Here is a 25,971-nt window from a genome sequence, read left to right as displayed (position 1 = left end):
CTTACTCTTTTATTACTTATCAATGCTTATTTTGATCAGGCTACTTTTTTATAGGCAGCGCCGATGAATCCTAATTATCTCGATTTTGAACAGCCGATTGCCGAACTACAGGCAAAAATTGAGGAGCTGCGGTTAGTCAGCTCCGATAGCCAAGTCAACCTTTCCGACGAGATTTCTCGGCTGGAAGAGAAGAGTCGTAAGCTGACGGAATCGATCTTCAAGGATTTGACTCCCTGGCAGGTTTCTCAGCTTTCCCGGCACCCCCAGCGACCCTACACGCTGGACTATCTCGAACACATCTTCACCGACTTCGACGAGCTGCACGGCGACCGCAACTTCGCCGATGATGCGGCGTTGGTCGGCGGCATCGCACGCTTGAACGATGCCCCGGTGATGGTGATTGGTCATCAAAAAGGCCGTGATGTAAAAGAGAAAGTGCGCCGTAACTTCGGCATGCCCCGCCCGGAAGGCTACCGCAAAGCGTGCCGCCTGATGGAGATGGCGGAGCGCTTTAAGATGCCGGTGCTGACCTTTATTGACACCCCTGGCGCCTATCCCGGCATCGATGCGGAAGAGCGCGGTCAGTCCGAAGCCATCGCCTATAACCTGGCCGTTATGTCGCGACTGAAAACGCCGATTATTTCCACCGTGGTGGGCGAAGGTGGCTCCGGCGGCGCGCTGGCTATTGGCGTCTGCGATGAGCTGCAGATGCTGCAGTACTCTACTTACTCGGTTATTTCACCGGAAGGCTGCGCCTCAATCTTATGGAAAAGCGCTGAAAAAGCCTCTGAAGCGGCCCAAGCCATGGGGATCACCGCCGAGCGCTTAAAAGAGCTGGGCTTTGTCGATTCACTGATCAAAGAGCCCCTCGGTGGCTCCCACCGCCACCCGCTGACTACCGCGGAGCGGGTCAAAGAGGCGCTGACCGCCAGCCTGGAACGCCTGCAGGCGATGGACACCGACGCGCTGCTAGAGCGTCGTTACAAGCGCTTAATGAGCTATGGCGCCCCAGCCGCTTAATACGCTGCAAGGCCTGCTCAACGACGCCCTGGCGGAAACCCCGCCGGGGCGCTCTGTTTGGGTGGCACTCTCCGGCGGCTTGGACTCCTGCCTGCTGCTCACTTTAGCCGCACAGGTCTGCGAACAAGCAGGCCGCCACTTGCAAGCCATTCACGTTAACCATGGTCTCCAGGCTGCGGCAGAGACCTTCCAAGCGCACGCTCAAACACTCTGCGAGCGTTTGAGCGTGCCGCTGGCGGTGGTCAATGTGTCGGTAGATGTACAAGGTGAAGGCATCGAAGGCGCCGCCCGCACTGCCCGCTATAAGGCGTTTTCTGCCACCCTTGCCGCGGGCGATACTCTCTGGCTGGCCCAGCACCAGGATGATCAGGCGGAAACCTTTCTGCTTGCCGCTCTGCGCGGCAGCGGACTGCCTGGCCTGGCGAGCATGCCCTTTCGGCGTGAGGCCCAGGGCATTACCCTGGTGCGCCCATGGCTCAGCGTGCGCCGGGCTGAACTGGAAGCTGCAGCCGAGTTGCTCGATTTGAGCTGGTGCGAAGATCCCACCAATCAGGATGTTCGCTTTGATCGCAACCGTCTGCGTCACCGGCTAATGCCCGTATTACGTGAGCGCTGGCCAACGGCCGATACAGCCCTGGCGAGCAGTGCTGCCCATGTCGGCGAAGCGGATTTGTTGCTGCGCGAATACGCCCAAGAAGAGCTGCACCGCTTACGGCTCGATAGTCCGTACCTTGGTTCATGCATCGACGCGACGGCACTGGGCGAGCGCCCCCGGGCACGCCAGCGGCTACTGGTACGGACTCTATGCCAGCGCCAAGGCTTGCCGACACCGCCCCAGAAGCGCCTAGCGAGCCTTCTTGAGCAGCTATCAGCCAAAGCGGATGCCGCGGTATGCATCGAGTGGCCGGGCGCTCAGGCGCGCTTGTGGCGCAAGCGGCTCTATCTGCTGGCGCCGTTTGAACCGCTCCCGGCTTGGGAAGTTCACTGGGATGGTCAAACGCCACTGGAAACGCCCATCGGGCCGTTAGGCTGGCAGGTGGTCGTGCTAAAACAGCCGTCTCAGCCCCAGGTCTTGAAAGCGACCTGGCGGCAGGGTGGGGAGGTGATTCAACTGCCCAAGCGAGGACGGCGGGATGTGAAGCGGTTACTGCAAGAGGCGGACATCCCCCCTTGGGAGCGCGAGCGGCTGGTGGTCATTATGCAAGCAGGGGCATGTGTCGGCATCATACGCCCCCCTGCTCAGCTGTTATGGCAAGCAGAGGGCACTCGCTTTGCGCGTCTTAATTTGCCTGCTTAATTACCAGTTTAAAACCGGCAGCTTCCATAAAGGCCTGCTCCTGCTCCAAATCAGTGCTCAGCAGGGTGGGTTCATCATTGGCGGGCAGAGTGATGGTCAGGCTATCGCTGTCGACGTTTATTTCTGGCAGCGAGGGAGCGGTTTCCGGGCGTGAATGGTTGAGCAGCACGGCTAAACGCAGCAGTCGGGCAAGTTTTTGAGTGGTCGCCTGCTGCGCCTCGGGCAGGGCCTGCCACTCCTTGAGCGGAAATTTGCGCCGGTGGGCGCGCACCAGAAACGCCAGTTGGCGCTGTTCAGGGCGTGAAAAACCAGCGAGATCCGAATGCTCTAACAGGTAGGCACCGTGGCGATGAAACTGGCTATGTGAGATCGCCAGACCGATTTCATGTAGATGGCAGGCCCACTGCAGGTAGCGCCCCTGCTCGGGGCTGAGTGACCAGGCGTGGCGCACCTGGTTAAACAGACGCATGGCGGTATCAGCAACGTTCAGCCCTTGGCGGCTATCCACGTCGTAGGTACGCTTCAGCGATTCGAGGCTCTTGGAGCGTGAATCCTCTGCCGTGTTGCGTCCGGCCATATCGTAGAGGACGCCTTCGCGCAGTGCGCCATCCGCATAGCGCATCTGGGTTAAATCAAAGGCCTCGAAAATCGCTCCAAGAATGGCAATACCTGCCGGGAAGACTTTGGCGCGGTCGGCTTTAAGTCCATCCAGCACGACTTTATCCAGCTGTTTACACTTCAGCAGCCGTTCGCGCAGCTTCTGCAAACCGTCGCGGGTGATAACGCCTTCATGGGGAGTGTCGCCGTAGGCATGCAGTACGCTGGCGGCAGCCTTGATGGTGCCACTGGAGCCGACCGGGTCGTCCCAGCCCAGGCGTTGGTAGGGGCGCTGAATATTAGCAAGCTCGGAAAGTGCGGCGAGTTCGGCGCGGCGCATGCGTTTTTCATTTAATTCGCCGTCGGGGAAGAAGCGCCGGGAAAAGGTCACGCAGCCCATGCGTAGGCTTTCCAGCGCTTTGGGCTCAAAGGCTTCGCCAATGATAAATTCGGTTGAACCGCCGCCAATATCGACGATTAATCGGCGGCCATTTTCGGCCAGCGCGTGGGCAGCACCTAAATAGATCAGACGCGCCTCTTCACGGCCGGCAATAATTTCGATGGCATGACCTAGCTGGGTCTCGGCGCGCTCGATAAATGCCTGGCTATTATCGGCATCGCGCAGAGCGTTAGTGCCGACAATACGCAAATTGGCGTTGGTAATATCGCTTAAAAACGGCGCAAAGCGCCCCAGGCAGTCCAGCGCGCGCTGCATCGCCTCTTCGCTGAGCAGGCCGTCATCGTCCAAGCCTGCAGCGAGCTGTACCTTTTCACCCAAGCGGGCCACCACCTGGAGGCGCTCGTGCTGGTAGTTAGCCACCAGTAGGTGAAAGCTGTTGGAGCCCAGATCTATAGCGGCGAAGCGCTGCGGCGCACCGCTGTCTACCTCAGCGGCAGAGGGGGCAATGGGGAGCGTAATGTCCTTGGGCATGAGCTTTCCTTCGTGTTGGCTGTGCCAAGGTTGCGGCGACCTTTATCTATTGTCAATTGCCAGGCGCCTAAAGGCTTGCGTTTGTCGCGGCGCTTGACTACCATCGACCTACTGGCTTGATCTGACCTGGTTAGTTAGTGTGTCCACAAGCACGCCGCGGTTGAGATTACGCAACGTCTTAAGAATAGTTTATTAGAGCTAGCTCAGAGATAAAGAGCGTCTTAGATACGTTGTTTAGGTAAAACATCTTGCATGCGTCGTTCAAGTACGGCACCTTAGTCGCCCCAGACGTTACTCTCAGTGTATCCCGTTAGCGTCAGCCAGAATTCCAAGTCGTCAGATAACCCACTGGTTCAACCACTCTCCTGTGAGAACCAGAGTTGGCAAGTGTTAGCACCCTCGAGTTGAGTCTTAATAACAACCAGCAGCAGCGTTGTTAGTTAAGTCCAGCGACGTTCCTTTCATCTTCGAGCGCGTGCCTTTACCGGGGTCTGAACGCATCACACGGCGTCACTTTCACGCCTCCTGTCTTACTCCCGGCGCCTGGCGCCCAGCTTCCATGAGCAACTTTCTAACACACCGATGAATCTCACTGAACTCAAGCAAAAAAACGTTCCCGAGCTCCTCGATATCGCCCGTGAAATGGGTATTGATAACTTGGCCCGTTCGCGCAAGCAGGACATCATTTTCGCCATCCTCAAGAAACACGCCAAAAGTGGCGAGGATATCTATGGCGACGGTGTGCTGGAAATTCTTCAGGATGGCTTCGGCTTCCTGCGTAGCGCTGACAGCTCGTATCTCGCCGGTCCCGACGATATCTATATATCGCCTTCGCAGATCCGCCGTTTCAATCTGCGCAAGGGTGACTCCATTTCCGGCAAAATCCGCCCGCCGAAGGAGGGGGAACGCTATTTCGCCCTGCTGAAGGTCAGTCAAATCAACTTTGACCGTCCGGAAAATGCCAAGCACAAGATCCTGTTTGAGAACTTAACGCCACTGTTCCCAGACGATCGTATGCGTATGGAGATCGGTAACGGCTCCACGGAAGACCTTACCGCGCGGATCATCGATCTAACCGCGCCAATCGGTAAAGGCCAACGTGGTCTGCTGGTATCGCCGCCCAAGGCGGGTAAAACGCTGATGTTGCAGAACATCGCGACCTCCATCACACGCAACAACCCAGAGTGTCATCTGATCGTACTGCTGATCGATGAGCGCCCTGAGGAAGTGACCGAAATGTCGCGCACCGTGCGTGGCGAAGTAGTGGCGTCGACCTTCGATGAGCCACCGGCGCGACACGTGCAAGTGGCCGAGATGGTTATCGAGAAAGCCAAACGCCTGGTCGAGCACAAGAAAGACGTGGTCATTCTGCTCGACTCGATTACTCGCTTAGCGCGTGCCTACAACACCGTGGTACCGAGCTCAGGCAAAGTACTTACCGGTGGTGTCGATGCCCACGCCCTGGAAAAGCCGAAACGCTTCTTTGGTGCGGCGCGTAACATCGAAGAGGGCGGCAGCCTGACGATTATCGCCACGGCGTTGGTCGATACCGGCTCCAAAATGGACGAAGTCATCTTCGAAGAGTTCAAGGGTACCGGCAACATGGAAGCCCACCTGGATCGCAAGCTGGCTGAGCGTCGCGTATTCCCGGCGATCAATATCCGTCGTAGTGGCACCCGTCGTGAAGACCTGCTGGCCTCTGAAGATGAAATGCAGCGTATGTGGATTCTGCGCAAGCTACTCAATCCGATGGAAGATACCGCCGCCACTGAATTCCTGATTGACCGTCTGAAAGATACCAAGACCAATCTCGAGTTCTTTGAAGCGATGAAACGTCGCTAAGTGGCAGCGCAAGTGCGACGCTAGCGTGTAGTGCAGAACCGCCGCTATGATCAACGCCGCTAATGTCATCTAGCGGCGCATTCGCCAGCCAGGGAGCGTGCCTTGAAGTACAAAGACCTGCGTGAGTTCATCGCGGCGCTTGAAGCCCAGGGGGAACTCAAACGTATCCATGTCGAAGTCGATCCTTACCTGGAAATCACCGAAATTTGTGACCGCACACTGCGTGCCGGTGGCCCGGCGTTGCTGTTTGAAAACGTCAAAGGCCACGACATGCCGCTGCTGGGTAACCTGTTTGGCACCCCCAAACGGGTGGCGCTGGGCATGGGGCAGGAGTCGGTAGAAGCACTCAGAGAAGTGGGCAAGCTGTTAGCATTTCTCAAAGAGCCTGATCCGCCCAAAGGCTTGAAAGACGCCTGGGACAAGCTGCCGATCTTCAAGCAAGTGCTCAGCATGGGTCCCAAAAACGTCAAGCATGCGCCGGTGCAAGAGGTGGTGTATGAAGATGACGAGGTCGATCTTGACCTACTGCCGATTCAGCACTGCTGGCCTGGCGATGCAGCGCCGCTGGTCACCTGGCCACTGGTGATTACCAAAGGGCCGCATAAGAAGCGCCAGAATCTGGGGATCTATCGCCAGCAGAAAATTGGCAAAAACCGCCTGATCATGCGTTGGCTCTCCCACCGCGGCGGCGCGTTGGATTTTCTGGAGTTCCAGAAAGCCCACCCAGGTGAGCCTTTCCCTGTCGCAGTGGCGCTTGGCGCCGACCCGGCGACGATTTTGGGCGCCGTAACCCCGGTGCCGGATTCGCTCTCGGAGTACGCTTTTGCGGGCCTGCTGCGCGGTTCGCGTACTGAGCTGGTAAAGTGCGGCCATGCTGATCTGGATGTACCCGCGTCCAGCGAGATTATCCTCGAAGGCTTTATCTATCCTGACGACATGGCGGCGGAAGGCCCCTTTGGTGACCACACCGGTTACTACAACGAGGTCGATCACTTTCCGGTGTTTACCATCACGCGGATGACCATGCGCCGTGATGCGATTTATCACTCGACCTACACCGGGCGTCCGCCGGACGAGCCAGCGATTCTGGGCGTGGCGCTCAACGAAGTCTTTGTGCCCATTCTGTGTAAGCAGTTTCCCGAAATTGTCGACTTCTACCTGCCGCCGGAAGGCTGTTCTTACCGCATGGCGGTGGTCACCATGAAGAAGCAGTACCCCGGCCACGCCAAGCGCGTAATGATGGGGGTATGGAGCTTCCTGCGCCAGTTTATGTACACCAAGTTTGTGATTGTGCTGGATGACGACGTGGACGCGCGCAATTGGGAAGACGTAATCTGGGCGATCACCACCCGGATGGATCCCGCCCGGGACACCGTGATGGTCGAAAATACCCCGATTGATTATCTCGATTTCGCCTCGCCAGTCTCGGGGCTCGGCTCAAAAATGGGCCTAGATGCCACCAATAAGTGGCCAGGCGAAACGGATCGTGAATGGGGCACCCCGATTGTGATGGACGATGCTGTTAAAGCGCGGGTGGATGAACGTTGGGAAGCGCTGGGGATTGACCTTGAATTGCCGCCCGCTCGCCGCTGAATGCGATGTATCGCTGAACAAATTTGTTAAAAGAGGCTTTCATGAGTGCAAGGACGTTGACGTGCCAGGTCACCGAGGTTGAGAACTTAAGCCCGGATGTGTTTGGTGTGACGCTCGCCGGGCGCGCCGAAGCCATGCAGCACGCGCCGGGGCAATATTTAGAGCTTAAACTGGACGATGCCACCTGGGTGCCGTTTTCGATCGCCAGTGCCGACCGCAGTGATGGTGTTATCGAGCTACATATACAGCACTGGCCGGAGCGGGATAACTCAGCGCGGCTGCGTGAACTGCTGCAGGTAGCCAACCAGCTCACGCTGCGTTTACCTAGCGGCGAGTGCGTGCTTGATCGTCAAAGCCAACGTCCGTTAATGCTGATTGCCGCAGGCACTGGTTTTTCCCAGATGAAAGCGATCATCGAAGCGGTGCTGCACGAACAGCCTGAGCGGGAAATTTCGTTGTGGTGGGCAGCCCGCGAACACCGCGATCTCTATTTGGAGCAACTGGCGAGCCACTGGGCACAAACCCACGCCAATGTCTGCTTCCATGCGGTAACCGAATCGCCTTTAGAAGAGCCGTTAGCAGCGGGCAAGCGGATCTTCCATCACTTGGGCCGTATTGATCAGGTGTTGAAAAGCGCCGATGTCACCCCAGACACCCACGATGTCTATATCTCGGGTTCGCCCAACATGGTCTACGCCTGCCTGGATGTGCTCGACACAAAAGGCATAAAGCTTGAACGGGTGTTTTCGGATGTGTTTGCCTACGCCCCCCGTTCTACTTAATATGACCGCAGCGTTGTAACGCTCCCCCTGATATAGCGTTGTTAAAAAAGGAGGCTAACATGGCCCATCACGACGAAAACTTTAAAGACGACTCTGGTTTCCTGTCCATTTTTCTAGGCGTGGTTGTGCTGGTAAGTATGAGCGCGCTGCCCGCTACCATTGGTTGGGTACAAGCTTTTAGCGGTTGAGTGTTGCCATTTGCAGCGCTTGCAGGCAGGATAAAGCACAATGCCATGGAGCAGCCCTGTCAGACGATTTACCCGGGCTAGCGACTGCCAGCGGCACTAACAGAATCTAACGGAAGATGAGCATGCAGCGACTAACCAACCCACCTACAGTGAACCCGCAGCCAGAATTGGCTGGCGGCTTTGCGTTTTATGGGTATTGGTTTAGCCACGGTGTGCCCCTGGCCGACGCCTAACGTCGCGCCAACAGGCACACCACCCGGTTGCCTGCCGCAAGCACAGAAGCCCCGGTCGGTAACCCCGCCGGGGCTTCTGGCGTTTTTGGGCCCCCGCGATTTATAGACTGAGTGATTTTCAGCAACCGTTATTCATCATTTTTTCATTAAGGAGCAGCATCATGATCTATCGCGCACTGACTAACGCTTTCGCTACCGGCTTTGTAGGTTATGGCTATAGCTGGCGATTTAGCGACGCGCGGTCGGTGCTAGCTGCCACCTCCGACCGTGTTCACTTGGGTGGTCACACAGCCATACGATGTCACACGATTGCGGAGAATTAATCATGAATGCGCCTATCAGCCCTGCTGCCCAAGTTACTGCTCGACTAACGCCTTCAGCGCCTGCGCTCACTGCAAACCGATTGCCAACCCCCGCCGAGCTACGCCAACGTATTGCGTTAAGCGACTCGCTAAGCGAACAAATTGCCCGCCAGCGTCATGCCGTGCAGCAAATTTTGAGTGGTCAGGATAACCGTCTCCTTGTGGTGGTCGGCCCCTGTTCCGTGCATGACCCCGATGCCGCGCTGGAGTACGCCGACCGCCTGGCTGCGCTAAGCGAAGAGGTCAGTGAACGTATTTTACCGGTCATGCGCGTCTACGTTGAAAAGCCGCGCACCACTGTGGGCTGGAAAGGGCTGGCCTACGACCCAGGCTTGGATGGCAGCGGCGATATGCCCCGTGGGTTGGCGCTCTCTCGTGAGCTGATGCATGCGGTAGCCGCACGCGGCCTGCCGGTGGCTACCGAGCTTTTACAACCGATGCTGGCGCCCTACGTAGACGACTTACTAAGCTGGGTGGCGATTGGCGCACGCACCACCGAATCTCAGCTGCACCGTGAGCTGGCCAGTGATTTGTCAGCGGCGGTGGGGTTCAAAAATGCCACCAGTGGCGATGTACAAGTGGCGATTGATGCCATGAGTGCGGCGGCCCACCCGCACCAGCGTTTTGCAGTGGATGCTCACGGTCATCCGGTCGTCCAGCAAACCGTGGGCAACCCGCATACCCACGTGGTGCTACGCGGTGGTCACGGAGAGCCTAACTATCAGGCCCAACACGTACGTGCGGCGACCACCGCACTGCGTAATGCCGGGCAAAACCCACGGCTAATGGTGGATTGCAGCCATGCCAATGCCCGCAAAGATCATCGCCGCCAGAGTGAAGTCATGCTGGATGTATTGGCGCAGCGTCAGGCGGGCGAAGCCAATCTGGTCGCGCTGATGCTGGAGAGTCACCTGTTTGAAGGCAAGCAGCCGCTCAAGCCTGGTGCTATGCGCTATGGCGTATCGGTGACCGACGCCTGCGTGGGCTGGGAAACCACCGAACACTTACTCAAAACGGCCGCGGAGCGTTTGGCGTAATTGCATTTGTAAACGCTATTACTTGTTTGCCCTGGCCAGCCCCGTATCATAGGGCGTTTGCAGCGATAATGAGGCTGGCCATGGTATTTACCCTAGAACATCACGACCCCGAAACCTACCGCCGCAAAGCCCGCATGATCAGCTTTGCCATGGCGGGGCAACTGATTATTTTCGGCCTCCTGTTCTCAATGCTCCTTACCTCCACCTTTGGCAGCAGCCTATGGCTCAATGCCCTAGGTGTGCTGCTTGGGCTATTGGCCACCAGTGCGCTCTTTGCCGTGCTGCGTGAGCGCCCATGGATGACGGAGGTGCGCTACGTCTGGCAGCTCAAACATCACCTGTCGCAAGTCAGTGGCTATCTTTCGCAACTGCGTAAAGCGGTGGAAGAGAACAACCGCACGGCGCTGGATCTGCTCACTTTCTATCACCAGGGCATGGCGCAGTTGGCAGAGCTTAATGGGCGCACCACCGACGACGACGCCGAACGGCTAGCGGAAAAAATGCAGGTTAAAATCAAACGCGAAGAGTTGGGATTGCCCCCGCAGGTAGAAAGTATCGATACACACGATCTACAGGCGTTCAAACGCGGGTAAGACGTTCAGCAAGCAATAGCGTGAGTTCTACAGGGAGCAGGCGTATGAATACGTTAAAAGCATGGGGCGGGGCCATCGCCGCAGCCAGTATGATGGTGGTACTCGGAGGGTGTGCAGCCACCCCCTCAACAGAAACGACAGCTGCTAACCAAGCAACGTTGGATAACCGGGCGCCCTTTCTGCCCTCGGCGCTTTTCCCTGGCTCCGCCCAGCGTTTTGATGCGTGGCACTGCGAGCCTGCGCAGCAGCACTTAGTGACTGCCACCAATGCCAACGATTTGCGTCTATGGTCGCTGCACGGCGCATGGCGGCTGCCCCAAGCCGTCGTGGCTAGCGGCGCCCGCTATCAAGATGGTGAGATCAGTTTCTGGAACCGAGGAGAAAAGGCGCTTGTGGAAACACCGCGAGGCCAACTGCAGTGCTCGCTGGCCGAGCAGCGTGATGCCTTAACCCGTGCGGAGAAGCCCGGTGTGATGCTCTTTGGGCAGGGTAACGAGCCTGGCTGGACGGTTGCGCTCGCTAATGACACGCCCACGCTGACACTGGAGATGAACTATGGGGAAGAGCGTCTTCAGTTACCCTATATGGTCAGCGTGATGGACAATGAGGCTGGCCGAGTCGTGATTGAAAATGCTGACGTGGAACCCTTTTTCCGCGTGCGTATCGACGCTGGAGCCTGTTTCGATAACATGAGCGGCAAGCCTTTTCCCGCTCGCGTTACGCTGACCTATGGCGGGGAGCAATATAGTGGCTGTGGACAGGGTATCGCCCCCTAGGCGTTAGATCAGCAACGGTAGACAAAGCGTTCGGCCCGCCACTCATGCGCAACAAAATCGCTGGCGCACAGGGCCGAGGTGTTGCCAGCGGCACGTGCGGCGAGGCGCGAAAGTGTTTCCAGTTGAATGCCGCGGGTACTCGACAGCTGTTCGCTTACCGCAAGTGGTTCCCAGCGTTCACCTTCGAGGGTCGCCAGGGTAAAGCTAAACGGATGGAAGCCTGGAAAGCCAAGCCGAATATCGGTGGCGATCAGCGTCTCTTTGCCGTCCAACAGGCGTGTTTCGTAGCGTAGAAAGGGGCCTGCAAACCAGTTCAGGCGTCGCCCTTGATGGCTGGCCAGTGCGACGTCCTCAAGGGCAGCATTACGAATAAGCGGCTCAAAACGCGGCTGACGGTCACCATCAAGCACACTGATCAGGCTTTCATAATAGCGATCCCCGTCAACCACCGTGGCCCGCCATAGCACAATGTTAAACGGCGTTGGTTGTATCAATAGCGGCGCCTCTTCCAATCCCTGCTCTGCCAGGGCCGGTGACAGACGTTGCTCGACCACTAACTTTGCACCCGCCGCCATTACGAGGTAAATACTGGTGATGGCCAACCCCCATGTGTAGGCTTTACACACCCGCTGAGAGATCAAGGCGATCCCCAAAGCGAATAACAGCGGCAGTGTATAGAGGGGGTCGATAATGAAAACAATCGGCCAAGCGGCGGGCGTGAGGTCAAGCGGCCAAAATAGCTGGGTGCCGTAAGTGGTTAGCGCATCAAGCAGAGGGTGGGTAATCAGAATCAGCGCAAAAAAGCACCACCAGTGGGGCAGGCTAATAGCTTTTGCGGGAGCCAACCGCGCGCATAGTAACGCCAACAGAGTCGCCAATCCTGTCAGTACAAAAAGCGAGTGACTAAAACCTCGATGCTCCGTGACATTGGCCACGGCGTCACCATAATCCAACGCTACATCAAGGTCGGGCAGGGTGCCCAGTACGGCGCCGATGAGAATGGCCTTACGGCCTAAACGTCGGCCCAGCACGACACCGCCAATGGCTGCGCCCAGCGCGGCTTGAGTCATTGAGTCCACAGGTTTCTCCGACGGGTAAACCCAGCTAAGATAAACGTTATGATTAAATTATACAGCGTCGCGGCGATTTATTTTCGCTGTCACGTTTTTGTAAAGCATGACTAAGAGCGTTTTTTACCAGGAGTCGATATGCAATATCTACATACTATGGTGCGTGTCAGTGACCTAGATGCTTCGCTGCGTTTTTACTGCGATCTGCTGGGGCTTAAAGAAGTGCGCCGTAAAGAGAATGAGAAAGGGCGCTTCACGCTGGTGTTTCTGGCTGCGCCAGAAGATGAGCCACGCTCAGAGCGGCTGACGGCTCCGGAGCTTGAACTTACTTATAACTGGGATCCCGAAGAGTACACTGGCGGGCGTAATTTCGGCCACCTAGCCTATCGGGTGGATGACATTTATGCGCTCTGCCAACACCTTCAGGACAACGGCGTGACCATTAACCGCCCACCCCGTGATGGTCATATGGCGTTTGTTAAATCACCGGACGGCATCTCTGTAGAGCTGTTGCAAAAAGGCGATGCCCTGGCACCACAAGAGCCCTGGGCCTCAATGGAAAACACCGGCAGTTGGTAACTATTACACAAAGAGCTATTCCACACAGACTATTCCACACAGACTATTCCACAAAGGCTATTCCACAAAGGCTATTCCACAAAGGCTATGACACAAGGAAAGTTCATCATGACCATGAAAGGTTGGCATTTACTGCCACTGTTGGCTTCCGCTGCGCTACTGTTAAGTGCTTGTAGCAGTTCGCCAGGGCCAAGTTCTACACCGCAACCGGGCGCCAGCGATGCCTCGCTTGAGGGGGCTATTGTTGAGCAGCGTTGGAATCTACTGTTGGTGGGAACTGATGAGCGGCTCTCCATGCCGGAAACGCCATTTTTCCAGATTTCAAAAGAGGGCAAGGTTAGCGGCCACGACGGCTGTAACCGCTTTACTGGTGAAGTCACACTCGGTGAAAACCAGCGCATAGGATTTAGCCAACTGGCCACCACCCGTATGGCATGCCCGCAAATGGCCGATGCCAAACGGGTCACGGGTATGTTGGAAACCGCCTATCGGTATTTGATTGACCATGATCGGTTGGTCTTCTTTGGCCCTGATAGTCGGGTGCTAGGCGGCTGGCGCGAAGGCAACTAATACAGTCGGTTAGCTCTCAAAAGGCGGGTTGAAGCGGGCGATAAAGCGCGCATCAATCCGCTTTTTCCATTGCCATACCCACCTGCCGGATACCCCGAAGCCACCGCGGCTGGCAATGGCGCGGCCATCACCGGTGCCAATCAGTGCCAACACCCTCTCGGGTGGCTGCCAGGGGAGTAACGGTTCGCTGTGGCAGGCACGGCGGAGGTTGTCTGCCAAGTGGGGGCCCATACGCACTGCATATACACCCGCATTGGGTAGCGCTGGGGTCAATGCTGCACAGTCGCCCGCGGCGAAAATAGTTGGCTGGCTGGCGACTGCCAACGTATTTTCTACCTGAATAAAGTGGTGTTTATCCAATGGTAGTTCGGTGCTTGCAAGCCAAGAGTGGCCGATAGCCCCGGTTGCCCAGAGCACAATGTCCGCATCAATACGAGTACCGTCCTGGGTGGTTACCCCACCTTCCACCAAGGTCTCGCCGCGTTGCTCAACGTGCACGGTAATGCCTGCCTTTGAGAGCGCGCGTCGGGTAAGCCAGCGTGGCAAGTACCCGGCCCCAGGCAAGAGTGCATTAGCGGCAGTGAGTAAGTGCCCCTGCCAATCAATATCCGGGCGCTGCTTGCGCAGTTGGGTCAGTACGCTCATCAGTGTTTCGCAGCCTGCTGCACCGCCCCCAACGCCTAGAACTCGTTGGGCACCGCCGCTGGGCAAGCGGCTAATCTCATTTTTCACTACTTGCCAGCGCTGGTGCAGGCTGCTTAGTGGTCGCATGGCGAGTAGCTTGGGGAGGTTCTCCCCCAGCTGCTGAGGGGGCGCCAGGGTCGATCCGATATTGAAGGAAACCACATCAAAATTAACGCGCTCGCCATTCGCCAGCGCTACGTAACGTGCCTGGTTATTGATGCTACTCGCTGGGGAAAGAATCAGTCGAGCGTTGGCCCGTTGGCATAACGCCGCCACGTCGATTTGTGTCTCGCGCAGCGTGCACTCTCCCGCTAGCCATGCGGGTACACTGCCGGAGTAAGCGGCGAAGGGGCTATCACTCACGACAGTAATGGCAATATCTGAAGCAGGCTGTTGGGCAAAGGCTTCGAGGACAAAGGCGTGGGCATGGCCCGCACCAATCAGTAATAATTGCTGCATGGGCATCGCCTATAGAGAAGCAAGGTGATATTGAATGTTTAGCAGACAAAGACTTGGTTTTTACCCGCCATTTTGGCCAGATACATGCCTTGATCCGCCCGCTCAAATAGCTGTCGAGGCTGGTCGCCGGGCTTTAATAGGGTCAGGCCGATACTCACCGTTAACTGGTCGGCGATGGAGAAGGTGTGTTGTTCCACACAGCGGCAGAGCCGGTTAGCCAGCTTCAAGCTGGCGTCTTGGTCAAGCTGCTTGGATATGACGACGAACTCTTCGCCTCCCCAGCGACCAAGGTGATCATCAGCTCTCAGCGTTTCCTGCACTAACTGCGCTATATCACACAAGATATCATCCCCGATGGCGTGGCCATAGGTATCGTTAACCTTTTTAAAGTCATCAATATCAAACATCAACATGGAGAAACTGATAGAGGAGTGGATCAAATCCTCCATCACCAACTCGGTGTAGTAGCGGTTCCAGCATTTCGTTAAGGGATCGGTATGGGCCAGGCCCTCAAGGCGTTGATTGGTCTTGGTTAACTGGCGATTGAGGTGAACGACCTCCTGGGCTGTTATGGCCACTGCTAAATCGTCGGCCAGCTCGATGATCATGGAGGCTTCCAGAGGCAGCCAATAGCTCAAGACGTCTTGAAACGTTGTATTAGCTATCAACGCAGGGAGGAGCGGCTGCTGGCGAAACAGCAGCAACCAGCCTAGAGGGGCATGCGCGACACTAAGAGGGGCAGCCAAGCCGCCTTGGCAACTGCCATTCAGCTCGATAATTTCGTCATGGGTGTTTTGCTGATTCAACTGCTGTAATTGATGAAACAGCTGGTGCTTCGAGGGGCACTTGCCAAAGCAGTGAAGATCGCCCTGATAAGCCAGCGCAATGCCTTCGGCCTGAAATATATCGCACCAGCTGGCGCCATGATGTTGCAAAATATCATCGATGGAGGTGAGTCGTTTAATATCCCGGGAGAGCAGCCTGCGGAGAGACTTTAAACCTGAGTGGCGAGCAGCTATACGCTCTGCTTTTAACAAGCGTAAGCGCTGGGATGCAATGTCGACAAGTAGCTGGATCCACTTGTCAGGCCCAGCGTGAACCGCAGGAGGATGCCCAATATACCCCCATACCTCATGTTCGCCTTTTAGCTCATAAAGTTGCAGGTCTGAGGTCGCCAGATCCTCATAACAACGAATAGCGAGCAGCGCGTGATGGGAGACCAGCGTACTTTCCAGCGGATAGCAGTATGCCAATCGAAGGTTGCCTGTGCTTAAGCGGCGATAAAGTACCACGGGTTGACCCTGGGTAAGTGCGTGGAGCGTTTTAGCCAGCAGTTCAAAAAGCTCCAGAGGCGTTGCTGAGCCGCATAGTAGCGCCAGCTTTTGGCACAGGTTGTCGAGATTTTGCACTGATGGAGATAGTGTGCCACTCATCATGAATGACTCCTCAAGCGCCGTGTTTCAGCGCTTAGCATAGCCACTCGCCTAATACTGCTAAGCGAAAACTCGAAATTGAATTAATGGTTCAATCAAAAGGTGAACCGTTATTCAACTATTATTGAACAATCGCTTCACATTGGCGGCATGAATGAAAAAATCATGTTCGCTGAGCGTCTGAAATCAGCACTCGAAGCAGCCGGTTACGAAGCGCGGCCATCGGTGCTTGAGCGGGAATTTAACCTGCGCTACTGGGGAAAGCCGATTACATTTCAGGCCGTAAGGCGGTGGCTGCGAGGTGACTCAATCCCCAGTCAGGACAAGCTTCAGGTATTAGCACGCTGGCTACTAGTGGATCCGCACCAATTGCGTTATGGCGACAGCGCTTATAATAGTGTGAGTGAGCCAACGCCAAACTGGGAGGTTTCATCCTCAAGTGACGAGTGGCAGGTTCTTTTACTCTATCGGGGGCTGCCTGCCGCGCAGAAAAAGGTCGTGCGCGACATCATCGAAACATTTGCTAAGGCACATCCACCGAAAGACGGCCGTTAATCTTTATCACCGCGCCGCCAATTGAAGTAACGCTTCAATAGTGCCAGTACCCGCTCGGGCTTATGAGCGTTTTTCCATACGCCCGCCGTGGCCTTGGCCGCTTCGCCCAGCGTTGGGTAGGGGTGAATGGTGCCCAACAGCTTGTTGAGGCCCAGGCCGTGCTTCATGGCGATGGTAAATTCGCCTAGCCACTCGCCAGCGTTTTCGGCAACGATGGTGGCGCCCAGGATTTTGTCTTTGCCAGGCATGGTAAGCACCTTAATAAAGCCCTGGGTCGCGCCTTCGGCAATAGCGCGGTCACTTTCGCTCATGGCATAGCGGGTAATCTCAAAGGCAATACCTTGTGCTTTGGCCTCCTTTTCATTCAGCCCAACTCTGGCGACTTCTGGCTGCGTATAGGTGACTGCAGGCATATAGCGGTAGTCCACCGTGAAGCTTTTCAGTTCGCCGAACAAGGCATTGACTGCCGCGTGCCACGCCTGGTGCGCGGCGGCGTGGGTAAGCTGATAAGGCCCGACTAAATCACCACAGGCCCAGATATTGGGTAGGCGGGTTTGCAGCCGCTCGTTAAGTTCAAGAGTGCCTGCTTGGGTAGTTGTGATCCCCAGCGCTTCCAGCCCTAAGCCCTCAACATTGGCCTGGCGACCCACGCTCACCAACAAATAGTCAAAAGGGAGCAATTTGCGCTCGTCATGATGCTCCACCGCTAGCTGATAGCCGCCATCCTCGTTAAAAACTTCCAGCGCTTTGGCGCCGGTCATCACCATCACACCTTCGTCAGCCAAAGTGCTTTCAGCCAGCTCACCAACCTCTTGATCCTCACGACTCAGTAGTTGGGACAGCCCTTCCACCAGCGTAACCTGACTGCCCAAGCGGGCGAAGCTCTGACTGAGCTCGCAGCCAATGGCGCCGCCACCCAGTACCACTAAGCGTTTGGGCAGTTCGGTCAGCGACCAGAGGTTTTCGGACGTTAAAACAGGGGCGCTCTCAATACCTGGCAGTGAGGGCACCCGGGGCCGTGCGCCGGTGGCCAGCACAATATGGCGGGCGGTGAGGGTCTTATCGCCGACCTGAACTTCCCATGGTGAAGTGAGTTTAGCGTGCTTCTGGTAGACCTCAACGCCCAAGCCACGATAGCGCTCCACGCTGTCGTGGGGTTCGATATCGCTAATCGCCTGTTTGACGTGGCCCATTACCTTGGCAAAGTCGATCTCTGGCTCGCTGGCGGTCACCCCGAAGCGGTGGGCGCTACGTATCTCATGGGCGGCGCGGGCGGCGCGGATGAGTGCTTTGGAGGGCACGCAGCCAGTGTTCAGGCAGTCGCCACCCATTTTATGTTTCTCCACCAGCGCCACCTTGGCTTGTACGGCACTAGCGATATAGCTGGTGACCAGCCCCGCCGAGCCGCCGCCGATCACCACAATGTCGTAGTCAAAGTATGCGGGTCGGGTAAAACCTTTATATGTCTTGCGCTGCTGCACCAGCAGCACAATGCGTCGGGCGATCCAGGGAAAGATGGCCAGCAGCAAGAACGAAGTGATAAGGGTTGGCGACAGAACGCCCCCCAGACTCTCCAAGTCTCCCAACTGCCCACCCGCATTTACATAAATAGCGGTGCCGGGCAGCATGGCGACTTGGCTGACCCAGTAAAAGGTGACGGTCTTGATCCGCGTCAGGCCCATGATCAGGTTGATCATGAAAAATGGAAACACCGGCACCAAACGCAGGGTGAAGAGATAAAGGGCGCCGTCTCGCTCGACACCGCGGTTCACGGCGGCGAACTGGCGGGGAAATCGCTTTTCGATAGGGTTACGGAATAGAAAGCGCGAGAGTAAAAAGGCCAGGGTGGCACCCATGGTGCTGGCGAAGGAGATAATCAGCAGCCCCCAGCCAAGCCCAAACAGCGCGCCACCCAGCAGGGTCAATAGCGTGGCGCCAGGCAGTGAAAGGGCCGTCATCACGACATAAACGGCAAAGAAGGCACCCGCCACTTGCCACGGGTATTGGTTAAACGCTGTTTGAAAGTCGCTCTGGTACGCCTTGAGGGTTTCCAGGGTGAACCAGTGGTGGGCGCCGCTGAGGAAAAACACGCCAATGGCAGTGATCAGTAGCGCTGCAATCATCAAACGTTGTCGGGTCACAATAAAAACTCCAGCGCTAATAATAAGGACAGTATCGGTGGTTAATCTGTGAGAGGGTCGCCCGTTTCCTTACACTGACACGGGAGCACTTTTCCAGCGCTGCCAATCTTCCGGGCGATCCACATCCCAAATTGTTGCCGGGTAGGCGGCGCTCAACCCCAGTTGCCCAATGCGCTGCTTAGTGGTGGTCAGTACGCTTTTAGTACCCCAAGGAATATCTTCAAACAGTGCGGGGTAGTCTTGCCGGGTACCCACAAAGCCGTAGCCGCCATCTTCTGCGGGTAACAGCACCACATCAAAACTAGCCAGTTGCTGCGCGCAGGCCGTGATCAGTTCGCTGGTGATGCTCGGGCAGTCGCTGCCCATCAGCATGGCAGGCCCTGGCGTACTGTTCAGGGCATAGCGAACCCGTGCGCCTAAATCACCCTCTGGTTGAGCGCACAGCGCCACACCAAAGGCTTCGCGAAGCTCGGTAAACAGCGGGTGTACGTGATCAAGCGCCGTCCATAGCGTGACGTTTTCAGCAGGCAGCGCTTTGCAGGCGCTGGCGACGCAGTGGCGTACCAGCTCCGCGTGGGCGTTGGCAGCCCCTTCTAAACCTAGCAGGGGCGCCAAGCGCGTTTTGGCCTGCCCCGCCAGCGGCGCTTTGGCGAGCAGGTGCAGGTGGGGTGTTTCAGCGGGCATCGCGATACTCCTTGGCGAGTTGGGTTGCGCTCACGCCGCGCCAATAGCGATAGCGCAGTCGCCACATCAAGCGGATGGTTTTCCAAGCGCCGAACTGATCCCAGCGCCTGCCCGAGCTTATCACTTTCGCCGTTAGGCAGGCGGGGCGCGATACCTGTTTGAGCCGTTCAGCGAGCGCAATATCTTCCATCAGCGGCTGTTCGGGAAAGCCCTCGACTGCCTTGAAGCTAGCGGTGCTTACAAACATGCCCTGGTCGCCGGTGGCAATGCCGGTTAACCGCGAGCGCTGATTCATCATCCAACTCACTACGGGTAGCCAGCGGCTACGACCTGAAAGCGCAATATCAAAGCGCCCCCAAGCGTGGTGGATGAGTGCGTGGGTTATCTGCTCAACGGCGCCTTCAGGCAGTAGGCTATCCGCGTGCAGGAACAGCAGCGCTGGCGCACTGGCGTGCTGTGCGCCCAGGTTCATTTGCCGTGCTCGCCCCGGTGGGCTGCTGAGCACCCGGTCGGCCAGCGGTTTGGCGATGCGAACGCTGTCATCGCCACTGCCGCCATCGACTACGATCACTTCGACCTGTGCCGAGAGGTGCTGGGCGCGCAGAGATTGCAGCGGCACCAGGGCCGTTTCAATACTGTCGGCCTCGTTGAGCATGGGCATAATGATGCTTAATCGAGGCGCTGGGTCAGCCGAGCTCAATGACCGGCCCTCCCGCCGCCTTGGCATCCGCGTGGTCGTGGGTGACCAGCAGTGCAGGCAGACCTGCTTCACGCAGTTGGCTAAACACCAGCGCACGCATCTCCTGGCGCAGCGCCGTATCCAGCTTGGAAAACGGTTCGTCCAGCAGCACCGCTTTGGGCTTGGAGAGCAGCAGGCGCATTAGCGCCACGCGTGATTGCTGGCCACCGGAAAGGGTGGCTGGATCGCGGGACTCTAGCCCCGCAAGACCAACCTGCTCCAGGGCCTGGCTAACCTGCTGGTGCTTCTCTTTGCTGCTGCGAGGCAGCCCGAAACGCAAGTTGCCGCCCACGCTGAGGTGAGGAAATAGTAGTGGATCCTGAAACAGCAGCCCAATACCACGCTTCTCGGCGGGCAGTCCGAGTAAATCGCGCTCGCCCAACCATACGCCGCCGCTGGCGGTAAACTCGCGGTCAAGAAAACCTGCAATATAGGCCAACAAGGTGGATTTGCCCGACCCCGAAGGCCCCATTACCGTGAGCACCTCACCCGCGGCAATAGCGGCATCCACGGCCAGTAACTCTCGGCCTGCCAGGGCGATGCTAATGTGCTCAAGGCGTAGTGTTTGCCCAAGGCTGAGCGGCGCACATAAAGAAGTCGTCACAATGCCTCTCTTAGGTAGCTAGATCACGGCGGTGGGTAGCCAATAAACGGGGCACCCCTAACGCAAGTATAAAGCCAATCAACGGCAGGCCCGCCTGCACTAATGCCCAAACACCGATTAAGCGCCGATTGCTGCCAGAGGCAAGCGCGACGGCCTCTGTGGTCACGGTGGTCACACGGCCCGCACCGAGTAACTGAGTGGGTAAGTATTGGCCAATGCTCACCGCCAGGCCCACCGCAAAGGCCGTTAACAGCGGCGCGATTAACAGCGGCAGACGAACCCGCCAAAAAGCGGCGCTACGTGACACCCCCAGTGAACGCGCTACCTTAAGCCAGCGGGGATCCAGGCGGCGGTAGGTTTCAGCCAGGGAGAGGTACACATAGGGCAGCACAAAGAGCAGGTGGCCCGCGATTACCAAGCCAAGCGGAGGGCGAATGCCCAGGCTTTCCGCCGCCACGATTAGCCCAAAGAGAAACGCAATTTGCGGCACTAGCAGGGGTAAATAGAGTAGCCATAACGCGCGCTTGGGTTGAATGTGCTGACGGTGCTCATTTTCCAGCGTTGCTAGCACTAGCGCCGTGGCCAAGGCGGTAGAAATCAGGCCAATCAATGCGGTATTGATGAGCGGCGTGACCAGCATCGGGCCGCTGCGTTGCCAGTGATCCAGCGTTAGCATCTGCGGTAACACTTCTGGAAAGCGCCAGAAACCAGCCAGTGAAAATAGCCCCAACCCGGCCAGGGCCGCCAGCGCCGTGATACTTGAAAACAGTAACGCCGAGCGGCCAACCACACGCAGGGCGATTTCACCGCCCTGGCGGCTGCCATTGGTCAGCCAGCGTCGTGTCAGTATGCGGGTCAGTTGTTCCAGCAGCCACCAAAAGAGCAGCGCAGCGATGGTGACCCCGAGTTGTAATACTGCCGCCGCCGAAGCCATAAAGCGGTGGCTAATATCGGGATCGTTGAACCAGCTTAAGATTGATACGCTCAGCGTGGGAGGCAGCGTTGGCCCCAGAATCAGCGCCATATCGACTACCGAGGTGGCGTAAGCGATGACCGCATACACTGGCAGGCGAATCAGGGGGTAGAGCGACGGCAGTACCGTCTTTAACCAGCCAATGGTGGGTGAATAGCCTAGCGAGCGCGCCAGCATCAAACGCTTCTCCGGCGCTAACTGCGGGAGTGCTGCCAAGCTCATCAGTAGCAGAAATGGCACTTCTTTTAGCACCAGGCCCGCCATTAGGGAAAGCCCCCACGGATCGTTGATTATCAACGCGTCCGGGGGGCGCTCCCAGCCCGTCAGCGACGGCGATATTAGCCGTGCCATCAGGCCTGAAGGGGCAATCAAAAAAGCAAACCCAAAGGCGATAGCGGCGTGAGGGATGGCGAGCAGCGGCGATACCAACCGTCGTATGCTGCGATCTAACCAAGTGCCCCGACTGGCGGCTAAAAACAGCACGACAATAGCCAGCGCTAAGGCTGCGCTTACTAACCCGCTGGCAAAGCTAACCGCCACCGAACGTCCTAGCCCCGGCTGGGCAAAGAGCATTTGCCAGGGAGCTAAACTAAAGCCATAGCCGCCTAGCGCTGGCAAGTAGCCAAACGCAGGCAGTAGTACCATGAGTAGCCCCGATCCCACGGGTAGTACCAGCAAGCCAATGATGAGTACTGGGGCCAGTCGCAGCATGACCTAGTTAACGCCGTAACGCTCAAGCCAGGCGTCTTGAAGGGCGGTCATCCAGCTGGGGTGCGGCTCGGGTAGGGTGTTAGACAGCGCGTCCGCTGGCAGCTCTGAGGGGTGGCGATCTCCCTGCTCAAACAGCGCTTGGGTCTCAGCATCTAGCTGATCGATATCCAGCACGCTGCGGTCGCCCCACATCGCCAGCGACTGCTTTTGCGCCTGTGCTTCCGGCGAGAGCAGAAAATTAGCAAGCACCATAGCCCCGGCTTTATGCGGCGAGTTATAGGGAATCGCCACAAAGTGAACATTGCCGAGGGTGCCACCTTCCAGCACGTAGCTGCGCACGCTATCGGGCAGTTCATACTCCATCACCGCGACGGCAGCATCGGTGGGGTAGAAAGAGAACGCCAGACTTAACTCGCCGTCGCTCATCAAGGTGCGCAGGTTGGGGCCCGAGTCGGGAAAGGCGCGCCCGCTGCGCCAGAGGTGCGGGTGCAACGCATCCAAATAGGCCCACAGTGGCTCAGTCACAGCCTCGAAATCGCTCTCTGAAACCGGCTGGTAAAGTGCCTCGTCCTGCTCGGTAAGCTCAATCAGCGCCTGCTTTAAAAAGGTGCTGCCGGTGAAGTCGGGGATACGCGGATAGCTAAACTGGCCGGGGTTGGCTTGGGCCCACTCAAGTAGTGCCTGGATATCCTGTGGCGGTGTCTCGGTTTGAGCGCTGTCGTAATAAAAGGTGATCTGTGCCTTACCCCAGGGAGATTCATAGCCCTCAGTGGGAAGCGTAAAGTCAGTCACCACCTCGGGGTTCTCGTCGGGGTTGGTGAGTGCGAAATTGGGTAGCGCTTCTGCGAAAGGGCCGAACAGTAGATCATTTTCGCGCATGGCAGCAAAGTTCTCGCCATTGATCCAGATTAGATCGATGCTGCCCTCGTCGTGATTACCCGCCTGCTTTTCGGCCAACACCCGCGCCACTGCACTGCCGGTATCGTCCAGTTTGACATGCTCCACTTCGACGCCGTACTGCGCCTGCAGTTGCTCTGCCACCCAGTCGATATAGCGATTGGTGCGTGTATCGCCTCCCCAGGCATTCCAGTAAACGGTTTGGCCTTCAGCTTCTGCTAAAACGCCTTGCCAATCATCAGGGGCAGGGTTAGCCATAGTAGGAAGCGCAAGCGCTAACATCGCTGTGGCGAGCGTTAGGCGTAAAGGGAGATGTTGAATGGGCATCGCATTTCTCTTTTAGGAATTCAAAGCGTTATAGAGAGGCTTGCAAGCACTGAAGCTCGCTATGAACGTGATCTATAATCGGCAGCGAGAGGTAGTGCTCCACTCGGTCTCGCACGTGGTCAATCACGTTGGGATCGGTAAGCTCTGCCGACCAGTCTTCACCGAGCTGCTGGCCATCTTTGGCGTTCAAGTGCTGGGCGCGCCACTTGGCACACCAGGTTAATGACCAGAGCCAGGTGGCACGACGGCAGGCGACCAGGGTGTCAGTATCGGGTGACTCACCCATGGCCGTTTGCCAGCGGCGATAGAAATCAATTACGTCACTTAGCGTTAGCTCCGCCTGGCTGCTGACGTCCCAGGTGGTGGAGGTATAAAGCGAGGTGTGGGCGAGATCGATACCCGGCAGGCCGTAGCGGCACTTCTCTAAATCCACCAGCACCGCGCGACCATCGTCACGGATTAAAAAGTTGCCAGGGTGGGTGTCGAAGCTAATCAGTCTCGGTGTGGCATCGCTTAAACGGGGGGGAAGAAGATCCAGCTCCTGTTTAATGCGCTGAGTGACTTTGCACGAAAGCTGCGCATCGGCTAACCAGTTCGCCTGCTGGCGCACTTCTTCTATCATCGCCTGCCAGGGGTCTTCAGGGGCAAGCAGTGGCGCCTGCTTCGCGGCGTTAGGCAGGGGTTGGCTATGCAGGCTGGCTAGAGCATCCGCGATGGCGGGAAGATCTTCTGGCAGTTGCGCCAAGCGGCCGCGGATCGCTTCGACCAGCAGCCCGCCCCGTGGCAGTGCCTCGTTCGGCGGAAGTGTGCTATACAGTTTTGGCGTATGCCCGCCAGGGCTAGAGCGCTGGTAACAGGCGGTTTGGTAAGCCAGATTCTCTTCAGGCGGCAGGTTCATCTGGCTCTGCTTGGGCAGTCTCGCCACCCAGTCATCGCCCTCAATGCGGTGAATCCACACATGATCATGGGCCAGCCCGGTATCCGCCATCGGCGTAAGCTCGTGGTAGGTAATTCCGGCCCGCTTTAATTCACTTGCCAGCGCCTGTAAACGCGCTTCAGTCGGTATCGGCATAGAGCAGTCCGTGTCGTTGCTGAATCAGCGATGCCACTTAGTGGCCGTTGTTGTACCAACCTTACACGTTTTGTAAGAAAAAGTGATTAGAGCGACGGTAATGGGTGAGTGTGGGGCGCTGGCTGGGGAGTTACGGGCTTCATTTCGCATGGGAATGACATCTTTCCAGCGCAACCCCCCACCCGTTATACCGGCAGCCGCTCGATAACCGGGTCGGGTATTCTCAGGTACACCGCAGTGGTGGTCTTTTGTTCTCCCGGCGCTCGACTACAGATGATATGACCATTATTTATAAACTGAAGGCTAGCCTAAAAGTTGCTTACTCAGCATGCCAATGATAAAGCCAAGTACAGCACCCAGTGAGGGTGTCCAATGGCGCCGCATTCGCGCTTGCGGCGCAATATCCTGAAATACCAGATACAGAATACCGCCTGCTGCGAAGCTCATGATCATAGCCGTAATTTGTGGCGCCTCACTTAACCACCAATACCCCATTATTGCAGATAGCGGGCCGAAAAATGACACGCCCAACAGTCCCCATAATGCTGTTTTGGTGGTTAATTTCGCGGCTCTTAATTCACGATAGGCGTTAAAACCTTCGGGAAAATTTTGCGCAGCTATAAAAAGAGCCAGTAAGACACCCATTTGCGGGTTAGCAGCAAACACCGCGCCAAGTGAAACCGCTTCCGGCACAAAATCTAATAACATCGCCATAAACTGTGCGACATTGCCTTCATTGTTTTGTAGCCAGGCATCCAAAACACAAAAAATGACTCCACCTGCGGCAAACAATCCCGTTAATTGCCAAGCGTTTAACTCACGCATTCCCTCTGGCACTAGCGCAAAGGCAACAGCAGCCATTAAAATTCCGCCGCCAAACGCTGTGATTCCATGCACAAGCTCTTGCTTGGCAATCGTGTTTGCGGTTCCCTCAACATGTGCTAGAAAGCCCCCGAAAAGTGCCATAAGACCGGCGCCCCAGGCGATGAAAAGCATTCCATAAACGCTCATTTATCCACCGTTTCTCCCATCTGATATGAACCAGGTTCGCACTTTGTTGAATCTCGAGCCAGGGCCTTGTCAGGCTGATGAGGTGCAAACCTTAACGCCAGAGTAAGCTCCCATGTCGGTTGCCGAAAACAAAAACGACACCTCATTGAACTGACCCCATAAACTTGGACAGTGAAAAACTAAGCGGCCAAGGCCTGATTTCGGTACTGCA

Annotated in this window: 24 protein-coding genes; 12 read left to right on the top strand and 12 right to left on the bottom strand. The window is 56.9% G+C overall.

The genetic code is table 11. The annotated features are described in order from the left end of the window. Positions 1-63: 63 nt before the first annotated feature. Together accA and tilS are read left to right on the top strand one after the other, a co-directional pair. Positions 64-1,020, top strand: a complete 957-nt coding sequence (accA, locus tag JI62_RS03360; RefSeq protein WP_088698815.1) for an acetyl-CoA carboxylase carboxyl transferase subunit alpha — start codon at positions 64-66, stop codon at positions 1,018-1,020. Beyond that, positions 1,001-2,317 (top strand): tRNA lysidine(34) synthetase TilS, encoded by a 1,317-nt coding sequence (gene tilS / locus JI62_RS03355; RefSeq protein WP_088698814.1) that lies wholly within the window; start codon positions 1,001-1,003, stop codon positions 2,315-2,317. Before accA ends, tilS begins: the two co-directional genes overlap by 20 nt. On the opposite strand, the gene ppx is transcribed toward tilS, so the two are convergent. Beyond that, a complete protein-coding gene (gene ppx / locus JI62_RS03350) occupies positions 2,301-3,845 on the bottom strand; it encodes an exopolyphosphatase (RefSeq protein ID WP_088698813.1) in 1,545 nt (514 codons plus the stop codon). The genes tilS and ppx overlap by 17 nt on opposite strands. Before the next feature lie 582 nt (positions 3,846-4,427). Here ppx and rho point away from each other — a divergent pair. The 7 genes from rho to JI62_RS03320 all read left to right on the top strand — a co-directional run bounded on the left by rho (position 4,428) and on the right by JI62_RS03320 (position 11,251). Further along, positions 4,428-5,687 carry a transcription termination factor Rho gene (rho, locus tag JI62_RS03345; RefSeq protein ID WP_088698812.1) on the top strand — a complete coding sequence of 420 codons (1,260 nt, stop codon included), beginning with the start codon at positions 4,428-4,430 and terminating at the stop codon, positions 5,685-5,687. A gap of 102 nt (positions 5,688-5,789) precedes the next feature. Next, on the top strand, positions 5,790-7,280 hold the full coding sequence (ubiD, locus tag JI62_RS03340; RefSeq protein WP_088698811.1) for a 4-hydroxy-3-polyprenylbenzoate decarboxylase: 1,491 nt from the start codon (positions 5,790-5,792) through the stop codon (positions 7,278-7,280). A 41-nt stretch (positions 7,281-7,321) separates the two neighbouring features. Beyond that, entirely contained in the window at positions 7,322-8,062 is a 741-nt protein-coding gene (locus JI62_RS03335; protein ID WP_088698810.1) for an FAD-binding oxidoreductase, read from the top strand. A gap of 59 nt (positions 8,063-8,121) precedes the next feature. Next, entirely contained in the window at positions 8,122-8,250 is a 129-nt protein-coding gene (locus JI62_RS23070) for a hypothetical protein (protein ID WP_276206545.1), read from the top strand. A 558-nt stretch (positions 8,251-8,808) separates the two neighbouring features. Beyond that, positions 8,809-9,882 (top strand): 3-deoxy-7-phosphoheptulonate synthase, encoded by a 1,074-nt coding sequence (locus JI62_RS03330; protein ID WP_088698809.1) that lies wholly within the window; start codon positions 8,809-8,811, stop codon positions 9,880-9,882. Between the two features lie 80 nt (positions 9,883-9,962). Next, the gene (locus JI62_RS03325; protein ID WP_064236090.1) at positions 9,963-10,475 is read left to right on the top strand and encodes a DUF3087 family protein; all 513 of its coding nucleotides are present in this window, start codon (positions 9,963-9,965) and stop codon (positions 10,473-10,475) included. A 44-nt stretch (positions 10,476-10,519) separates the two neighbouring features. Then, entirely contained in the window at positions 10,520-11,251 is a 732-nt protein-coding gene (locus JI62_RS03320) for an MliC family protein (RefSeq protein WP_088698808.1), read from the top strand. 8 nt (positions 11,252-11,259) lie between these two features. Here JI62_RS03320 and JI62_RS03315 read toward each other — a convergent pair whose 3' ends face one another. Then, a complete protein-coding gene (locus JI62_RS03315; RefSeq protein ID WP_088698807.1) occupies positions 11,260-12,330 on the bottom strand; it encodes a metal-dependent hydrolase in 1,071 nt (356 codons plus the stop codon). A gap of 129 nt (positions 12,331-12,459) precedes the next feature. On the opposite strand from JI62_RS03315, the gene gloA reads away from it, so the two are divergent. Beyond that, positions 12,460-12,900, top strand: coding sequence for a lactoylglutathione lyase (gene gloA, locus JI62_RS03310; protein WP_088698806.1), 441 nt, complete (start codon positions 12,460-12,462; stop codon positions 12,898-12,900). A 108-nt stretch (positions 12,901-13,008) separates the two neighbouring features. After that, positions 13,009-13,470 carry an META domain-containing protein gene (locus JI62_RS03305; RefSeq protein WP_088698805.1) on the top strand — a complete coding sequence of 154 codons (462 nt, stop codon included), beginning with the start codon at positions 13,009-13,011 and terminating at the stop codon, positions 13,468-13,470. Positions 13,471-13,479: 9 nt separating this feature from the next. Here JI62_RS03305 and JI62_RS03300 read toward each other — a convergent pair whose 3' ends face one another. Beyond that, positions 13,480-14,619, bottom strand: a complete 1,140-nt coding sequence (locus JI62_RS03300; RefSeq protein ID WP_088698804.1) for an FAD-dependent oxidoreductase — start codon at positions 14,617-14,619, stop codon at positions 13,480-13,482. Positions 14,620-14,651: 32 nt separating this feature from the next. After that, the gene (locus tag JI62_RS03295; RefSeq protein ID WP_240513115.1) at positions 14,652-16,049 is read right to left on the bottom strand and encodes a GGDEF domain-containing protein; all 1,398 of its coding nucleotides are present in this window, start codon (positions 16,047-16,049) and stop codon (positions 14,652-14,654) included. Positions 16,050-16,148: 99 nt separating this feature from the next. Here JI62_RS03295 and JI62_RS03290 point away from each other — a divergent pair, with 99 nt between their 5' ends. Continuing rightward, positions 16,149-16,601, top strand: coding sequence for a transcriptional regulator (locus tag JI62_RS03290; protein WP_276206544.1), 453 nt, complete (start codon positions 16,149-16,151; stop codon positions 16,599-16,601). On the opposite strand, the gene JI62_RS03285 is transcribed toward JI62_RS03290, so the two are convergent. From JI62_RS03285 to JI62_RS03250, 8 genes are all read right to left on the bottom strand, one after another. Next, positions 16,598-18,742, bottom strand: a complete 2,145-nt coding sequence (locus tag JI62_RS03285; protein WP_088698803.1) for an FAD-dependent oxidoreductase — start codon at positions 18,740-18,742, stop codon at positions 16,598-16,600. The genes JI62_RS03290 and JI62_RS03285 overlap by 4 nt on opposite strands. A gap of 69 nt (positions 18,743-18,811) precedes the next feature. Continuing rightward, positions 18,812-19,426, bottom strand: a complete 615-nt coding sequence (locus JI62_RS03280; RefSeq protein WP_088698802.1) for a TIGR04282 family arsenosugar biosynthesis glycosyltransferase — start codon at positions 19,424-19,426, stop codon at positions 18,812-18,814. Next, complete coding sequence (locus JI62_RS03275) at positions 19,416-20,087, bottom strand: TIGR04283 family arsenosugar biosynthesis glycosyltransferase (protein ID WP_430750710.1); 672 nt, start codon at positions 20,085-20,087, stop codon at positions 19,416-19,418. The genes JI62_RS03280 and JI62_RS03275 overlap by 11 nt, the downstream gene beginning before the upstream one ends. Positions 20,088-20,112: 25 nt before the next feature. Next, entirely contained in the window at positions 20,113-20,769 is a 657-nt protein-coding gene (locus tag JI62_RS03270; RefSeq protein WP_088698800.1) for an ATP-binding cassette domain-containing protein, read from the bottom strand. Between the two features lie 10 nt (positions 20,770-20,779). Next, positions 20,780-22,453: an ABC transporter permease gene (locus JI62_RS03265; protein WP_088698799.1), complete on the bottom strand. Its 1,674-nt coding sequence runs from the start codon at positions 22,451-22,453 to the stop codon at positions 20,780-20,782. Positions 22,454-22,456: 3 nt separating this feature from the next. Next, positions 22,457-23,677, bottom strand: coding sequence for an ABC transporter substrate-binding protein (locus JI62_RS03260; RefSeq protein ID WP_088698798.1), 1,221 nt, complete (start codon positions 23,675-23,677; stop codon positions 22,457-22,459). 28 nt (positions 23,678-23,705) lie between these two features. After that, positions 23,706-24,749, bottom strand: a complete 1,044-nt coding sequence (locus JI62_RS03255; RefSeq protein ID WP_088698797.1) for an aminoglycoside phosphotransferase family protein — start codon at positions 24,747-24,749, stop codon at positions 23,706-23,708. Positions 24,750-25,052: 303 nt separating this feature from the next. Beyond that, positions 25,053-25,760 (bottom strand): ZIP family metal transporter, encoded by a 708-nt coding sequence (locus tag JI62_RS03250; protein WP_088698796.1) that lies wholly within the window; start codon positions 25,758-25,760, stop codon positions 25,053-25,055. Positions 25,761-25,971: the final 211 nt, after the last annotated feature.

The sequence above is a fragment of the Halomonas campaniensis genome (genome assembly GCF_002211105.1).
GTDB lineage: Bacteria > Pseudomonadota > Gammaproteobacteria > Pseudomonadales > Halomonadaceae > Vreelandella > Vreelandella campaniensis_A.
The sequence above is the reverse complement of the archived record's forward strand: the minus strand, read 5'-3'. Positions and strand labels throughout refer to the sequence as shown.

What these genes read in the sequence shown, in the direction of transcription:
- accA (WP_088698815.1), top strand. Translation starts at nt 64, where the DNA reads ATGAATCCTAATTATCTCGATTTTGAACAGCCGATTGCCGAACTACAG.
- tilS (WP_088698814.1), top strand. Translation starts at nt 1,001, where the DNA reads ATGGCGCCCCAGCCGCTTAATACGCTGCAAGGCCTGCTCAACGACGCC.
- ppx (WP_088698813.1), bottom strand. Translation starts at nt 3,845, where the DNA reads ATGCCCAAGGACATTACGCTCCCCATTGCCCCCTCTGCCGCTGAGGTA.
- rho (WP_088698812.1), top strand. Translation starts at nt 4,428, where the DNA reads ATGAATCTCACTGAACTCAAGCAAAAAAACGTTCCCGAGCTCCTCGAT.
- JI62_RS03335 (WP_088698810.1), top strand. Translation starts at nt 7,322, where the DNA reads ATGAGTGCAAGGACGTTGACGTGCCAGGTCACCGAGGTTGAGAACTTA.
- JI62_RS23070 (WP_276206545.1), top strand. Translation starts at nt 8,122, where the DNA reads ATGGCCCATCACGACGAAAACTTTAAAGACGACTCTGGTTTCCTGTCC.
- JI62_RS03330 (WP_088698809.1), top strand. Translation starts at nt 8,809, where the DNA reads ATGAATGCGCCTATCAGCCCTGCTGCCCAAGTTACTGCTCGACTAACG.
- JI62_RS03325 (WP_064236090.1), top strand. Translation starts at nt 9,963, where the DNA reads ATGGTATTTACCCTAGAACATCACGACCCCGAAACCTACCGCCGCAAA.
- JI62_RS03320 (WP_088698808.1), top strand. Translation starts at nt 10,520, where the DNA reads ATGAATACGTTAAAAGCATGGGGCGGGGCCATCGCCGCAGCCAGTATG.
- gloA (WP_088698806.1), top strand. Translation starts at nt 12,460, where the DNA reads ATGCAATATCTACATACTATGGTGCGTGTCAGTGACCTAGATGCTTCG.
- JI62_RS03305 (WP_088698805.1), top strand. Translation starts at nt 13,009, where the DNA reads ATGACCATGAAAGGTTGGCATTTACTGCCACTGTTGGCTTCCGCTGCG.
- JI62_RS03300 (WP_088698804.1), bottom strand. Translation starts at nt 14,619, where the DNA reads ATGCCCATGCAGCAATTATTACTGATTGGTGCGGGCCATGCCCACGCC.
- JI62_RS03295 (WP_240513115.1), bottom strand. Translation starts at nt 16,049, where the DNA reads ATGATGAGTGGCACACTATCTCCATCAGTGCAAAATCTCGACAACCTG.
- JI62_RS03280 (WP_088698802.1), bottom strand. Translation starts at nt 19,426, where the DNA reads ATGCCCGCTGAAACACCCCACCTGCACCTGCTCGCCAAAGCGCCGCTG.
- JI62_RS03275 (WP_430750710.1), bottom strand. Translation starts at nt 20,087, where the DNA reads ATGCCCATGCTCAACGAGGCCGACAGTATTGAAACGGCCCTGGTGCCG.
- JI62_RS03265 (WP_088698799.1), bottom strand. Translation starts at nt 22,453, where the DNA reads ATGCTGCGACTGGCCCCAGTACTCATCATTGGCTTGCTGGTACTACCC.
- JI62_RS03260 (WP_088698798.1), bottom strand. Translation starts at nt 23,677, where the DNA reads ATGCCCATTCAACATCTCCCTTTACGCCTAACGCTCGCCACAGCGATG.
- JI62_RS03255 (WP_088698797.1), bottom strand. Translation starts at nt 24,749, where the DNA reads ATGCCGATACCGACTGAAGCGCGTTTACAGGCGCTGGCAAGTGAATTA.
- JI62_RS03250 (WP_088698796.1), bottom strand. Translation starts at nt 25,760, where the DNA reads ATGAGCGTTTATGGAATGCTTTTCATCGCCTGGGGCGCCGGTCTTATG.